Origin of the sequence: Bradyrhizobium sp. AUGA SZCCT0160 (assembly GCF_018130105.1) — a bacterium.
In the GTDB taxonomy this organism is placed as follows: domain Bacteria; phylum Pseudomonadota; class Alphaproteobacteria; order Rhizobiales; family Xanthobacteraceae; genus Bradyrhizobium.
This window is the reverse complement of record NZ_JAFCMD010000001.1, coordinates 630633-645379: the sequence shown is the minus strand read 5'-3', so window position 1 is coordinate 645379 and position 14747 is coordinate 630633. Positions and strand designations below refer to the sequence as shown.

Below are 14747 nucleotides of genomic sequence, written 5' to 3'. Positions count from 1 at the left end.
CACTTAAAATATGTCGGCTTAGCATTTTGACCGATCTGCCGCCGTCGCTTGAGCCGAAGGAAATGCGTCATGGCTGAACGCTCTTTCGCCCGAGAGGTCCAGGACCTCAAACTGGGCAACGGGGAAATCTTCCATGGCGAAGGCATTCTGGCCATCACCAAGGCGCTGCTGCAGTCCGGCGTCGGCTATGTCGGCGGCTACCAGGGCGCGCCGATCTCGCATCTGATGGACGTTTTGGCGGATGCGCAGGACATTCTCGGCGATCTCGGCGTGCACTTCGAAACCTCGGCGAACGAGGCGGCTGCGGCCGCAATGCTTTCCGCCTCCGTGATGTATCCGATCCGCGGCGCGGTGACCTGGAAATCGACCGCCGGCACCAACGTCGCCTCCGACGCGCTGTCCAATCTCGCCTCCGGCGGCGTCACCGGCGGCGCGTTGATCGTGATCGGCGAAGATTACGGCGAAGGCTCCTCCATCATGCAGGAGCGCAGCCACGCCTTTGCGATGAAATCCCAGATCTGGCTGCTCGATCCCCGCCCCAACCTCGAATCTATCGTCAAGGCCGTCGAGGACGGATTTGAGCTGTCGGAAGCGACCAACACGCCCGTGATGCTGGAAGTGCGCATCCGATCCTGCCATGTCCACGGCCGCTTTGCCGCCAAGGACAACAAGCGCCCGGCATTCACGATGGCGCAGGCGCTGGAAAGCCCGCGGCGTGATACCAACCGCATCGTGCTGCCGCCGGCCTCCTACATGCACGAGAAGGAAAAGATAGAGCAGCGCTGGCCGGCCGCGGTTTCCTTCATCAAGGCGCGCAAGCTCAACGAAGTCTTCGCGGGCGATATCGATGACGTCGGCATCATCCTGCAGGGCGGCATGTATAATGGCGTGATCCGCGCGCTGCAGGGGTTTGGCCTGGCGGACGTGTGGGGTAACACCCGCATTCCGCTCTACGTCATGAACGTGACCTATCCCTTGATCGACGATGAGCTGATCGCCTTCTGCCAATCGAAGCGCGCGGTGCTGATGGTCGAGGAAGGACAGCCTGACTACATCGAACAGGCCCTGCATAAGGTCCTGCGCAAGGCCGATGTCCCGACCAAGATCTACGGCAAGGGCGAGTTGCCGATCGGCGGCGAGTATACCGCAGCCGTAATGGCGGCGGGTGTTCGTAAATTCCTCACCGCTGCCGCGCCCGAAGTGCTGCCGGACCATATCCGCGCGCCAAACGATCCATCGATCCTGGCCCATGACAAGATCAAGGCGCTGGCTGAAGTGGTGCCGGCGCGCCCGCCCGGCTTCTGCACCGGTTGCCCGGAGCGACCGATCTTCGCCGCGATGAAGCTCGTCGAAAAGGACCTCGGCCCGCATCATGTCGCGGCCGATATCGGCTGCCATTTGTTCTCGATCCTCCCGCCGTTCAACATCGGCGCGACGACGATGGGCTATGGGCTTGGACCGGCCTCGGCATCCGCGTTCAATGTGAAGGCGGACAAGCGCTCGATTTCGATCATGGGTGATGGCGGTTTCTGGCACAACGGCCTGAGCAGCGGCATCGGCAATGCCGTCTACAACCAGCATGACGGCGTTATCCTGGTGGTCGACAACCATTATACCTCGGCCACCGGCGGCCAGGACATCCTGTCGTCCCGCGCCGACAACAAGTCGCGCTCGACCAACCACCCGATCACCGAGGCAGTCAAAGGCATCGGCGCCAAATGGGTGCGCCAGATCGACCGCACCTATGACGTCGGCAAAATGCGCGACACGCTGAAGGAAGCGCTCACCAGCACCGACAAGGGACCGAAGGTGATCGTCGCCTCCTCCGAATGCATGCTGAACAAGCAGCGCCGGATCAAGCCGCTGTTCAACAAGGCGGTGAAGGGTGGCGAGCGCGTCGTGCGCGAGCGCTTTGGCGTCGACGAGGACGTCTGCACCGGCGACCATGCCTGCATCCGGCTGTCCGGCTGCCCCTCGCTTTCGGTCAAGCACACCAGCGATCCGCTGAAGGACGATCCGGTCGCCGCGATCGACAATAGCTGCGTCGGCTGCGGCAATTGCGGCGAGGTGGCCGAGGCCGCCGTGCTGTGCCCGTCATTCTACCGCGCCGACATCATCCACAACCCGACCGGCTTCGATCAGTTCATGGCGAAGCTGCGCGGCGGCGTCATCGGATTCCTGCAGCGACGCCGCGACCGTCGCCGTCTCGCGCTGGTTTGAGGGCATGGCCGGATGAACATCATGCTGCAGCCCCCCGCCATCGACCTGACCCGACCGCTTTCGATCGCCGTGCTCGCGATGGGCGGCCAGGGCGGCGGCGTGCTGGTCGACTGGATGGTGGCGCTGGCGGAAAGCCAGAACTGGATCGCGCAATCCACCTCGGTGCCGGGTGTCGCCCAGCGCACCGGTGCGACCATCTATTATCTCGAGATGATCCCTGCCCGCGCGGACGCCGCCTACCCGGTGCTGTCGCTGATGCCGGTGCCCGGCGAAGTCGACGTCGTGGTCGGCGCCGAGCTGATGGAAGCCGGCCGCGCCATCCAGCGCGGTCTCGTCACACCAGACAAGACGACATTGATCGCCTCGTCGCACCGTTCGTTCGCGATCCAGGAAAAGCTGGTGCCCGGCGACGGCATCAGCGATTCCAGCAAGGTTTATGAGGCCGCAGAGGCCGCCGCGAAACGCTTTATCGCCTTCGACATGGCCGTGCTCGCAGACAGCACCGGCAGCGCCATCTCCGCGGTGCTGTTCGGTGCGCTTGCCGGCAGCGGCGCGCTGCCGTTCGGCCGCGAGGCTTATGAAGCAACCATCCGCGCCGCCGGCATCGGCATCGAACCGAGCCTGCGCGCGTTCGCGGCGGGTTTTGAGCGCACGCAGGCGGATGCCGCATCCGCGACACCGCCCGCGCCGCCCAAGCCTGCTTCAGCGGGCAAGCTCTATCCAACGCTCGCATCGGTCGGCGATGCCGCTTTCGATGCACTCGTCGCCGACGCCCGGACGACTTTCCCGGCGTCCCTGCACGGCATGATCGCCGCAGGCTTGCGCAAGGTCGTCGATTTTCAGGACGTCGGCTATGGCCGGGAATACCTCGACCTCGTCGCAGCCTTTATGCGCCTGGAACGCGGTAGCGACCCTGCGCTGACGCGGGCGGCGGCAAAACATGTCGCCGTGGCGATGGCCTATGATGACGTCATCCGAGTCGCCGACCTCAAGACCCGCGCGAGCCGTTTCGAACGCGTCCGCAGCGAGGTTCTCGCAAAGCCCGATCAGCTCGTCTACACTACCGAGTTCATGCATCCGCGCATGGAAGAGGTCTTGGGCACGCTTCCCGCGGGACTCGGCCTCTGGCTCGAAGGCAAGCCTGGCCTGTGCAAGACGCTCGATCGCGTGGTCAATCGCGGACGGCGCGTGCAGACCGGGACGGTGCGCTGGTTCCTGCCGCTCTACGTGCTGGGTGGCCTGAAGCGTTTTCGTCGCCGCACGCTGCGTCATAAGCGCGAAGTCACCCATCGTGATGCCTGGCTCGATCTCGCCCGCAACACCGCCGCAAAGGATTACGAGCTTGCCGTCGCCATCCTCGAGGCGCGCCGGCTGGTGAAGGGCTATTCCGACACCCATGCGCGCGGCGCCTCGAAATTTGACAGGGTGATTGCGGTTGCACCGCGTCTCGCCGGTCGCGCTGATGGTGCGCAATGGCTGCAGCGCCTTTGCAAGGCCGCGCTATCAGATGAAGAGGGTAAGGCGCTCGACGGCGCGCTTGCCACGGTTGAAACATTCCTGTGATTGATACGATGGACCAGTTCGACCTCACCGTGACCGATATCCACGCGGAAACCGCATTGATCCGCGCGATCAAGATCGCCCGTCCGCACGGCGAGCCGCTGCCCTCCTGGGAGGCCGGCGCGCATGTCAAAGTACGCCTGCCCGATGGCAGCGAACGCTCCTACTCGCTGATCAACACCTCGCTCGATCCGGCAGCGACCACGCGCCCGCACGCCTACCGGCTCGGCGTGCGGCTGGAACAGCCGAGCCAGGGCGGTTCTCGATTCATGCATGCGCTCAAGGTCGGCGACGTCCTCTCGGTCGCCGCGCCCCGGAATAATTTTCCGCTGGAGCCGGCGTCGAAGCCGGTCGTGCTGCTTGCCGGCGGCATCGGGGTGACGCCCGTGCTCTCGATGGCAACGACGCTCACCGCCAGCAAGCATCCCTACCGCTTCATCTATGCCGGCCGCTCGCGCGACCAGCTCGCCTTTCTCGGCGAGGCCGAAGCGCTGTGCGGCGAACATTTGACCGTTCACGCCGATGACGCCAGCGGCATCTTTGACGTAAAAGCCCTGATGACCTCGCTGACCTCTGATGAACCGCTGTACGTCTGCGGACCCAAACCGATGATCGATACCGCGATCCAGAGCGCCAAGGACCTCGGCTGGGCCGATGGTCGCCTGCGGTTCGAGATTTTTGCCACCGCCGTCCCCCTCGCTGGTGACCAGCCCTTCGAGGTAGTTCTGAACAGTTCCGGCAAGACCTTCCTTATTCCGCCCGACAAGACCATTCTCGCGGTGCTGATCGAAGCGGGCGAAGATCCCATGCACGACTGCCAGCGCGGCGATTGCGGCATCTGCCAGGTCAGCGTGATCGAAGGCACGCCGGACCATCGCGACTATATCCTGACCGATGCCGAGAAAGCGGCCGGCAAACTCATGCAAATCTGCGTCTCGCGGTCGAGAAGCCCGCGGCTCGTGCTCGATCTTTGATTCCGAAGGAGGTGTTGATGGCCAGATATCGCGGAAATCTCGAAGCAATCAAAGGCCTCGTGCGCGAGACCGAGGTGCATCGCGACGTCTATATCGACGAAGAGGTGTTCCAGCTCGAAATGGAGCATGTTTTCGCCAACACCTGGGCCTATGTCGGCCATGACAGCCAGGTGGCGAAACCGGGCGACTATTACGGCACCACCATCGGCACCCAGCCGATCCTGATGGTGCGCCACATCGACAACACCGTGAAGGTGCTGCACAACCGCTGCCCGCACAAGGGCACCCGCATCACCACCGAATCCTGCGGCAACACCGGAAAGTTCTTCCGCTGCCCCTATCACGCCTGGAGTTTCAAGACCGACGGTTCGCTGCTCGCGATTCCCCTGAAGAAGGGCTACGAGAACACCGGCGTCGAACAGAGTCATGCCGGCCGCGGCATGAGCCCGGTCAAACACGTGCACAATTATCGCGGCTTCGTATTTGCAAAACTCAGGGATGTCGGCCCCGGCTTCGAGGAGTTTTTCGGCGACAGCCTGTCGAGCTTCGACAACATGGTCGACCGTTCCCCGGCCGGCCGGCTCGAAGTCGCCGGCGGCGTGCTGCGATACATGCACAATTGCAATTGGAAAATGCTGGTCGAGAACCAGACCGACACCTGCCATCCCATGGTGGCGCATGAATCTTCAGCCGGCACCGCGATCGAGGTCTGGAAGAATGCCCCGCCCGGCGCCAAGAAGCCGATGGCAGTGGAGATCTACGCACCGTTCATGGCGCCCTACGAGTTCTTCGAAAACATGGGCATCCGCGTCTGGCCCAACGGCCACGGCCATACCGGCGTGCACCACTCGATCCATTCCGACTATTCGGCGGTGCCCGGCTATTTCGAGAAGATGGCGGCGGCCCATGGCGAGGAACGCGCCAAGGCGATCCTGGGCGAGAACCGCCACAACACGGTGTACTTCCCCAACATCATGATCAAGGGGCCGATCCAGCTGGTCCGTGTGTTCAAGCCGATCGCGGCCAACAAGACGCTGGTGGAGAGCTGGACCTTCCGCCTCGTCGATGCACCCGACATGCTGCTGGAACGTACCTTGATGTACAACCGGCTGATCAACGCGCCGACTTCCGTGGTCGGCCACGATGATCTCGAAATGTACGAGCGCGCCCAGGAAGGCCTGCATGTCGACGCCAACCAATGGGTCAATCTGCAGCGGCTCTACGACCCCTCCGAAATCCCGGACACGACGGCCGTCACCAACGGCACCACCGAATGGCAGATGCGGAACCAGTTCCGCGCCTGGTCGAAATTCATGACGATGTCGATGTGAGTGCTGCCATGACCGCGCCCACCGACCAGCAATTGATCGATTTCGTCATCCGCGAAACCCGCTTGATCGACCAGCACCGGTTTGAGGAATGGCTCGACCTGTTCGCCGAGGACGGTTTTTACTGGATGCCGCTCGAATGGGGCCAGACCGATCCACGGCTGACGACGTCGCTGATGTACGAGGACAAGCTGCTGCTCAAGATCCGCGTCGAGCGGCTCAAGGGCAACCGCACCTTTTCGCAGAAGCCCAAGAGCCGCTGTCATCATGTTTTGCAAACGCCGCAGGTCGACAGCCGCAACGAGGCAGCCAACGAATATGTCACGTGGACGCCAATGCATTATGTCGAAACGCGCCTCGACCAGCAGGATCTTTACGCGGTCTGGGCCACGCACACCTTGGCCGTGGTGGACGGCGCGCTCAAGATCAAGCTGAAGCGGGTCGACATCGTCAATTGCGATGCCGCATTCGGCAACATCCAGCTGTTCATGTGAGACGGTGATGCAGCTCCCGATCGAGTCTCCGGCAACCGTCTTCGCGGCTTTCGCGCGCGCCGCCGCGAGCCACGGCGACAAGCCATTTCTCGTCGTGCTGCCCGAGACGGCGCAGGCCTATGGCATTGCGGCCGGCGAGATCAGCTATGGCGAGGCGTTCGCAGGGATTGCGGCGCTGACCGACGCCTATCGGGCCAAGGGCTATGGCCGCGGTCATCGGGTCGGCATCCTGATGGAGAATCGACCCGGCTTCTTCCTGCATTGGTTTGCGCTCAATGCGCTCGGCGTGTCGCTGGTGCCGATCAATCCGGACATGCGCGCAGCCGAACTGGAATATCTGATCGGCCATTCCGAGATCGTCGCGGCGGTCGTGATTCCCCAGCGTCACGACGACGTCGCGGCCGCAGCCAAGGCGATCGACCGCGACATTCCTGTCGTCGGGCCGGATGATGAACCGGCGGCGATCCACGCCTCGGCGCCGCAGCCCGGCGCACCCGATCGCGACACCGAGTGCGCCCTGCTCTACACGTCCGGCACCACCGGCCGGCCCAAGGGTTGCGTGCTGCCGAACGAATATTTTCTCTATGCCGGTCATTGGTACGCCACGGTCGGCGGCTTGATCGCGCTGAACAACGGCTCCGAGCGGATGCTGACGCCGCTGCCGGTGTTCCACATGAACGCGATGGCCTATTCCGCGATGGCGATGGTGACTAACGGCGGCTGCCTGATCGTGCTCGACCGCTTCCACCCCAAGAGCTGGTGGGCCAGCGTCAGGGACAGCCGCGCCACCATCGTGCATTATCTCGGCGTGATGCCGCCGATGCTCATGAGCGCGCCCGAAAGCGCCGACGACAAGCGCCATGGCGTGCGCTTCGGTTTTGGCGCCGGCGTCGACAAGGCGCTGCACGATCCCTTTGAGGCGCGGTTCGGCTTTCCGCTGGTCGAGGCCTGGGCCATGACCGAGACCGGCGCCGGCGCCGTGGTCGTCGCCTCCACGGAACCGCGCCACACCGGCACAAGCTGCTTCGGCCGCCTCGGCGCCGAACTCGAGGCCCGCATCGTTGTTGAAGGCGGCGCGGACGCCGGTGTCGACGAGCCCGGTGAACTTCTCGTGCGCCACGCCGGCGCAGCACCGCGCTACGGCTTCTTCCGCGAATATCTCAAGGACGCGGAAGCCACCGCGGAGGCCTGGGATGGCGGTTGGTTTCACACCGGCGACGTGGTGCGGCGCGGTCCGGATGGGGCGTTTCATTTCGTCGACCGCAAGAAGAACGTCATCCGCCGCTCCGGCGAAAATATCTCGGCGGTCGAAGTCGAGAGCGTGCTGATGCAGCACCCGGCTGTGAGGCAGGTTGCGGTGGCACCTGCCCCGGACCCGGTGCGGGGCGACGAGGTCTTCGCCTGCGTGGTGAGCGAGGGATCCTCCCCGGACGCCGCGGCACGCAAGCAGATCGCGGCCGATCTCGTCGCCTGGAGCCTGAGCCGCCTCGCCTATTACAAGGCGCCCGGCTATGTCGCGTTTGTGTCGGCGCTGCCGCTGACCTCGACGCAAAAAATCCAGCGCGGCGCGCTCAAGGAGTTGGTTGCGGCGACGATCGGTTCTGATCGGTGCATCGACACCCGATCGCTGAAGAAGCGGCCGGTGCAGAAGGCGGGATGAGGAAATCATGAGTGAGAGCAACGTCGCCATCGTCACCGGCGCCAGCGGCGGCATCGGCCGGGCCATCGCCGAGGCGATGCTGGCTGCGGGTTACCGCATCATCTCGCTCGACCGACGCCTGCCGGATTGGTCGCATGCACGGCTGGAGCCGGTTGTGGTGGATCTGTTCGATCCGAAGGCGACAGCGGACACTGCCCGGGATGTAGCTGCACGGCATGAAGTTTCACATATCGTCCACAATGCCGGGATCATCCGGCCCAATCTGATTGAGCAAGTGACGGTGGACGACATCGCAGCGCTCAGCCAGCTTCATCTCGGCGCGGCGCTGACGCTGGTCCAGGCCGCCTTGCCTGGCATGAAACAACGGCATTTCGGACGCATCGTCCTGATCGCCTCGCGCGCCGCGCTTGGCGCTGCCACCCGCACCGCCTATTCGGCGACGAAATCCGGCATGTTCGGCATGGCGCGGACCTGGGCGCTGGAGACGGCGGCTCACGGCATCACGGTCAATGTGGTGGCTCCTGGACCGGTCGAGACCGACATGTTCCACGAGGTCATTCCGCAGGGCAGCCCGAAGGTCGATCAACTCGCCCGCTCGATCCCGGTCGGCCGCATCGGCCGGCCGAACGATGTGGCGCGCGCCGTGATGTTCTTTGCGAGCCGCGATGCCGATTTCATCACCGGCCAGTCGCTTTATGTATGCGGCGGCGCCAGCATCGGATCGATCGCGCTCTAGATTTTTTTTACGCGCGGGGAATGGTCAAGGGCCGCGACTCCCGCGTCTGCGCCGCGAGGCGAACCGCGGCATTGGCGGCGCCAAATCCTTGATAAGCCCGCCGCTGGACGATCTCGAAGAAAAACCGGTCATCGAAGGTGTGGGTGTAGACCTGGAAGAACTCGCCGTCGCCTTCGCGATCGTACAAAATCTGATTGTCGCGTAGCGCTGTCATCGTCGCGGCATCGAGATCGTATTTGGCTTCGATATCGTCGTAATAATTGTCCGGAATCTTCAGGAAATCCGCGCCGCGCGCGCGCATATCCGCGACAGCCGTGAAAATGTCGCTGCATGAAAATGCAATGTGCTGGACCCCGGAGCCGAAAAATTCGTTGATGAATCGGGCCGACAATGTCCGCGTGGCCGATGAGCCGTTCAGGATCACCCGCAGGCCCTGATTGCCGTTGATCAGCGCCTGGCTCTGCACCAGCCCGACCGGATCGGCGATCTCCATCTGCGGCAGGCGCTGCAGATCGAGTATGCCGGTGTAGAACAACAGCCAGGACAGCATCTCGTCATACGGCATCGACTGCGAGATATGGTCGACCACCTCGAGACGGTCGCTCGCGGCATCGCTGCGCAACGCTTCGAAATCGGTGTCCCAGTTCTTGCCCGCCGCCTCCAGAAAATACAGCAGGCTGCCGCCGACGCCCCGGATCGCGGGGATCTCGAGCTCACCTGGCCCAACCGGCTGATAGAACGTGTGGGCCTTCAGCGCTTCCGCGCGGGCCATGGTTTTCCCGGCGTCATCGATGTCGATCGCGATGGCGCAGACGCCCGGGCCGTGCGTGACGTAGTGCGAATGAGCAAAACCGTCCGGTTCGCAATTGATGACCAGCTCGATATGACCTTGCGACCAGCGTTCGACATCCTTGCTGCGGTGGGAACCGGTTTTGCGAAAGCCGAGCTGGCCGAACAACGCCGAAAGGCTCCTTGCCTTGGCTTCATCGACGGCGAATTCGACGAAGCCGACGCCACGGCTCTGCGCTTTGGGCTGCAACCTCTTCGTCGAGACCCTGGACGAGCCCTTGGCCAGCTCATCCTCCAGCAAAATGAGCGAACGCAGCCCGTCGGTCGCGGTGCGGACCGGCGAGCCGGAGCGAAACTGATCGTTGAATATCTCCAGCGATAGCGGGCCGGCGTACCCGGTCGCGGCCACAGCGTCCATGAAGGCCCCCACCGGCAGATCGCCCTGCCCGGGAAAGCATCGGAAGTGCCGGCTCCAGGACAATACGTCGAGACCAAGCTTCGGCGCGTCGGCAAGCTGAACCAGGAAGATCCTGTCCGCCGGAATCGAGTGGATCGCGCTGACCGGAAATCCCGGCGCCAGCGCGTGGAAACTGTCGAGAATGATCCCGATCGACTTGTGATCGGCGCGGCGCACGATTTCCCAGGCGTCGCGATAATCATTGACGTGCCGTCCCCAGGCCAGCGCCTCGAAACCGACGCGCAGGCCGTGCGAGGCCGCGAGTTCGCCAAGGGCGCGGAAATCCGCGGCGGCGCGGTCGATACCTCCAAGCGATGCCGGTGAAACATTGCTGCAGATCAGCAGCAAGTCGGTCCCCAGTTCCTGCATCAGATCGAACTTGTGTGCGGCGCGCGCGAAGTTGCGGGCACGCTGCGGTTCGGGCATGCCCTCGAAATCCCGGAACGGCTGGAATGCGCAAATTGAAAGGCCGAGGTCGCGGCAGAGCTGCCCGACGTCGCGGGGACTGCCGTTGAATGTCAGCAAATCATTCTCGAAAATCTCGACGGCATCGAAGCCGGCGCCAGCAATCGCGCGCAACTTTTCGTCGAGCGAGCCGCTCAACGAAACCGTGGCAATCGAGCGTTTGGTCATGCGATTAGCTCCGGAAGGTCCCAGGCGCGTCCCGAGGGCCGCACGATAGAGCTAAAGCATCTTCTTTTTCAACCATTTGGACCAATTGTTAGCTCTGGTCTCCGATAACTTTCACTGATTCTCAGCGGACCTATGGCGAAAGCGCCGCATACCGGTCCCGCAAGTCGATGCGCCGCCCGGCGGTAGCAGCCTCGGCGATCGCAAGCGTTGCGAGCAGGGACCGCGCGCCATCCTCGACCGGCTGCAACGAGGAAGCGGTGCCGCGGATAATGTCGCGGAAATGATCGAGCTGCGCGACATAGGGATCGATCGTTGGCGCGTGGAGGCGCTGGGCCTGGATCGGCTTGTTCCAGTCCTGTGCGTCGCCCGCCTGCGTCCATTGCACGAGTGCGGGAAACTCGATCGCACCGCGACGGCCCATGAAGCGGTAGCTGCTTTCGCCGCTGAACGGGAATTCCGGCGCCTCACCCAGCCCCTGCTCCGTCGTCCAGGGGGAGACGGCGCTGTCGCTGATGAAAAAGGTGCCGAGCGCGCCATTGTCGAATTCTATCAGCGCGGCGGCGCTATCCTCGACCGCAAAGCCGCGCTGGCGATTAGACGCAATGGCTTCGACGGCAACGATTTCGCCGACGGTGTAGCGCAGGAAATCGATCTCGTGGATCAGGTTGATCAGGATCGGGCCGCCGCCGGCCTCACGCCGCCACGGCGCGATCTTGAAGTAGTCCGCCGGCTTGTGCGTCGCCCAGATCGCCGAGACCCCGACGACATCGCCGATCCGTCCGTCCCGCAGCAGCGCTTGCAGCGTCTTGACCGGAAGATGATGGCGGCGGTGGTGCCCGGCCAGCGATTTGACACCGCCCTTTCGCACTTCCGTGATCAAGGTGGCCGCGGTCTCGAGCGTATCGGTGACCGGCTTCTCGATCAGGATGTGAATGCCCCGCCGCGCGCATTCGATGCCGTTCTCGGCATGAAGCTGGTTGGGCGAGGCGATTATCACGGCTTCCGGCCGCGCCTCGTCCAGCAACTGGCGGTAATCCGCGAAGACTCGCGTGTTGGGGTGCTCGGCGGAGACCGCATCGGCATTCACGTCCGCGATGCCGACCAGCTCGTAATCTTGCCGCTCGGCGATCTTGCGCAGATGCTTGCGCCCGATCAGCCCCGCGCCGATCACGCCGATCGTGATGTTCTTCATCTCGCTATAATCCCAGACGATCGCGGATCCGGCCCGTCATCACCACGCTCTTGACCGCCACCGGCCACAATGCGTGAAAACGAATGGGTTTCAAGCCCGTGATCGGCATGTCGATCTCGGCCATCTCGCCGCCGATCAGCCGTTTTGCCAGTTGTTGCCCCATCGCGGTTGCGAGCGCAACACCGCGGCCATTGCAGCCGAGATAGGCCAGCGCGCCCGCGCCCGGTTCGTGCACATGCGGGTAGTGATCCGGCGTCATGGCGAGGCGGCTGTTCCAGCCGTGCGTCCAGTGCACGCCGCGGATTGCAGGCCACAGCCGTTCCGCGTAACGCATGAGGTATGAGACCGGCGCCGGATCCTTGATCCACTGCATCGGACCGCGGCCGCCCATCAGCAGGCGGTTCGACGCATCGATGCGATAATAGACGGTGATATGCCCGCTTTCGTACAGCACCGACCGCGTCGGCATGATTTTTCGCGCGACATCGTCAGGCAAGGGCTCGGTCGCGGCGATCGAGCTGAACACCGGCACGATGGTGCGGCGCAGGTCGGGCCAGAGATCATCGGTAAAGCCGTTGGTGGCGATCAGGACCTTTTCGGCGCGGACCACCGCGCGCGGGGTTTCGATGCGCCATCGTCCGCCCTCGCGCCTAAGCGACGTCGCCAGTGTCTGGCCGTGAACGGCAGCACCGGCAGCCATCGCCGCCCGCGCGAGACCGCGCGCGTAGCTCAGCGGCTGTACGTCGCCGCCGCGTGCGTCCTTCATTGCCAGCAGATACCGATCCGTCCCAGTCGCGTCGCGGACGGCGTCGCGGCCGAGCAGCGTGACCGGCATGCCGCGTCCGATGCATTGCTCGGCTATTGTCTCGACACCCGCGGTACTGGACGGATGATAGGCCGCGCGCAGCGTGCCGTTCTGCCGTGCCTCGCATTCAATGCCGAGGCGGCGGATCAGGTCGAGCGTGAATACCGGCGTGTTGTAGCTGAACGCGATCATGCGCCGGCCGAGATCCGTGCCAAACGTCGCCTCGACCGTATCGGGATCGAGCTTCAGTCCCGGATTGAGCTGGCCGCCATTATTGCCCGATGCGCCCCAGCCGGGCTGCTGGGCTTCGAGCACGATCGCATCGGTTCCCGCTTCAGCAAGATGCAGCGCGGTCGATAATCCGGCGAAGCCGCCGCCGATGATCGCCACCGACACGTTTTTATCGACATCGAGCGGCGGCGTCGGGACCGGCGCAACGGCGGTGTCTGCGTAGAGGCTCGGCGGCAGGGCAAGGGGATGGTGGGTCACGGTCATCAGGTCCGGCAGGTCTGAGTCAGAGAGGATGCAGCACGCGGTGCAGGAAATCCTGGGTCCGCGCGTGCTGCGGCGCGTTAAGCACGGACTTCGCCGCCCCCTGCTCGACGATGACGCCGCCGTCAATGAACAGCACGCGATCGGCGACGTCCCGGGCAAAGCCCATCTCATGGGTGACCACGACCATGGTCATGCCGTCATCGGCGAGCTTGCGCATGACGCCGAGCACCTCGCCGACCAGTTCAGGATCAAGGGCGGAGGTCGGCTCGTCGAACAGGATCGCCTTGGGCTGCATCGCCAGCGCGCGGGCAATGGCGACGCGCTGTTGCTGACCGCCGGAAAGCTGACCCGGATGGGCGTCGGCTTTCTCGGCAAGGCCGACCTGCGCCAACAGCGCCCGGCCGCGCTCGAGCGCCTCGGCCGGCGGTTCCTTTTTCACATAGATCGGTCCTTCGACCACGTTCTCCAGCGCGGTGCGATGCGGAAACAGGTTGAAGCGCTGGAACACCATCGACACCTGGGTTCGGATCGCCACGATCGACGGCGCCTTGTTGTCGACCTTTGCCCCCTCCACCAGGATCTCGCCGGAATCGTAGCTTTCCAGGCCATTGATGCAGCGCAAGATGGTCGACTTGCCTGAGCCTGACGGACCGATGATGCAGACCACCTCGCTCTTCTCAACCGAAGCTGTAATGCCCTTGAGTACCTCGTTGGAACCAAAGCTCTTATGAACGTTGCTGAGCTCGATCATTTGCGCTTCGCCTTGTTCTCGAAATGGCGAACCAGCAGGATCAGCGGGATGCTCATGGTCAGGTACATCAGCGCGACCAGCGTGAACACGCTGGTGTTCTTGAAGGTCGAGGAAGCGATCAATTTGCCCTGCAACGCCAGTTCAGCGACCGTGATGGTGGAGGCCTGCGAGGAGTCCTTCAGCATCATGATCATGACGTTGCCATAGGGCGGCAGCACGATCCTGACCGCCTGCGGCAGCACCACGCGGCGCATGGTCAGCCACCAGCCCATCCCGATGGTCTGCGCCGCCTCGATCTGCCCCTTGTCGATCGCCTCGATGCCGGCGCGGAAATTCTCGGCCTGGTAGGCCGAATAGGCAATGCCGAGCCCGATGATCGAGGCCTGCAGCGCCGTCAGCGCGACGCCGAAGTCGGGCATCACAAAATAGAGGTAGAACAGCAGCACGATGATCGGGATGCCGCGGATCACGTTGATCAGGCCGGCGCTCAATCCGGTCAGGACGCGGATGCCGGAGACCCGCATCAGGGCCCATAGCAGGCCGAGGACGGTCGACAGCAGCAGCGAGCCGATGGTGACAACGACCGTCAGCCAGACGCCCTGCAGCAGGATCGGTATGAACTCGACGGCATCGCGCAGGAAATTTTGCATCAG

12 protein-coding genes are annotated in these 14747 nt (G+C 63.7%); 7 read left to right on the top strand and 5 right to left on the bottom strand.

The window, feature by feature from the left end:
* Nucleotides 1–69 precede the first annotated feature (69 nt).
* Genes JQ558_RS03055 through JQ558_RS03025 form a run of 7 tightly spaced genes read left to right on the top strand, consistent with a single transcriptional unit; the run spans nt 70 to nt 8972 of the window.
* Nucleotides 70–2220 carry an indolepyruvate ferredoxin oxidoreductase subunit alpha gene (locus JQ558_RS03055; RefSeq protein ID WP_212292794.1) on the top strand — a complete coding sequence of 717 codons (2151 nt, stop codon included), beginning with the start codon at nt 70–72 and terminating at the stop codon, nt 2218–2220.
* Between the two features lie 21 nt (nt 2221–2241).
* Nucleotides 2242–3783 carry an indolepyruvate oxidoreductase subunit beta family protein gene (locus tag JQ558_RS03050; protein WP_249142288.1) on the top strand — a complete coding sequence of 514 codons (1542 nt, stop codon included), beginning with the start codon at nt 2242–2244 and terminating at the stop codon, nt 3781–3783.
* 8 nt (nt 3784–3791) lie between these two features.
* Nucleotides 3792–4754, top strand: coding sequence for a PDR/VanB family oxidoreductase (locus JQ558_RS03045; protein WP_212292792.1), 963 nt, complete (start codon nt 3792–3794; stop codon nt 4752–4754).
* Between the two features lie 17 nt (nt 4755–4771).
* Nucleotides 4772–6085 (top strand): aromatic ring-hydroxylating dioxygenase subunit alpha, encoded by a 1314-nt coding sequence (locus tag JQ558_RS03040; RefSeq protein ID WP_212292791.1) that lies wholly within the window; start codon nt 4772–4774, stop codon nt 6083–6085.
* An 8-nt stretch (nt 6086–6093) separates the two neighbouring features.
* Nucleotides 6094–6576, top strand: coding sequence for an aromatic-ring-hydroxylating dioxygenase subunit beta (locus tag JQ558_RS03035; protein ID WP_212292790.1), 483 nt, complete (start codon nt 6094–6096; stop codon nt 6574–6576).
* Nucleotides 6577–6583: 7 nt separating this feature from the next.
* Nucleotides 6584–8236: an AMP-binding protein gene (locus tag JQ558_RS03030; protein ID WP_212292789.1), complete on the top strand. Its 1653-nt coding sequence runs from the start codon at nt 6584–6586 to the stop codon at nt 8234–8236.
* 7 nt (nt 8237–8243) lie between these two features.
* Nucleotides 8244–8972 carry an SDR family oxidoreductase gene (locus JQ558_RS03025; RefSeq protein ID WP_212292788.1) on the top strand — a complete coding sequence of 243 codons (729 nt, stop codon included), beginning with the start codon at nt 8244–8246 and terminating at the stop codon, nt 8970–8972.
* 7 nt (nt 8973–8979) lie between these two features.
* Here the strand turns inward: JQ558_RS03025 and JQ558_RS03020 are convergent, their stop codons facing one another.
* The 5 genes from JQ558_RS03020 to JQ558_RS03000 form a co-directional block, all read right to left on the bottom strand.
* Nucleotides 8980–10851, bottom strand: a complete 1872-nt coding sequence (locus JQ558_RS03020; RefSeq protein ID WP_212292787.1) for a bifunctional sugar phosphate isomerase/epimerase/4-hydroxyphenylpyruvate dioxygenase family protein — start codon at nt 10849–10851, stop codon at nt 8980–8982.
* 130 nt (nt 10852–10981) lie between these two features.
* Nucleotides 10982–12043, bottom strand: coding sequence for a Gfo/Idh/MocA family protein (locus JQ558_RS03015; protein WP_212292786.1), 1062 nt, complete (start codon nt 12041–12043; stop codon nt 10982–10984).
* Between the two features lie 4 nt (nt 12044–12047).
* Nucleotides 12048–13343, bottom strand: a complete 1296-nt coding sequence (locus JQ558_RS03010; protein ID WP_212292785.1) for an FAD-binding oxidoreductase — start codon at nt 13341–13343, stop codon at nt 12048–12050.
* 19 nt (nt 13344–13362) lie between these two features.
* Entirely contained in the window at nt 13363–14094 is a 732-nt protein-coding gene (locus JQ558_RS03005; RefSeq protein WP_192734428.1) for an amino acid ABC transporter ATP-binding protein, read from the bottom strand.
* Nucleotides 14091–14744 carry an amino acid ABC transporter permease gene (locus JQ558_RS03000; protein WP_212292784.1) on the bottom strand — a complete coding sequence of 218 codons (654 nt, stop codon included), beginning with the start codon at nt 14742–14744 and terminating at the stop codon, nt 14091–14093. The genes JQ558_RS03005 and JQ558_RS03000 overlap by 4 nt, the downstream gene beginning before the upstream one ends.
* Nucleotides 14745–14747 lie beyond the last annotated feature (3 nt).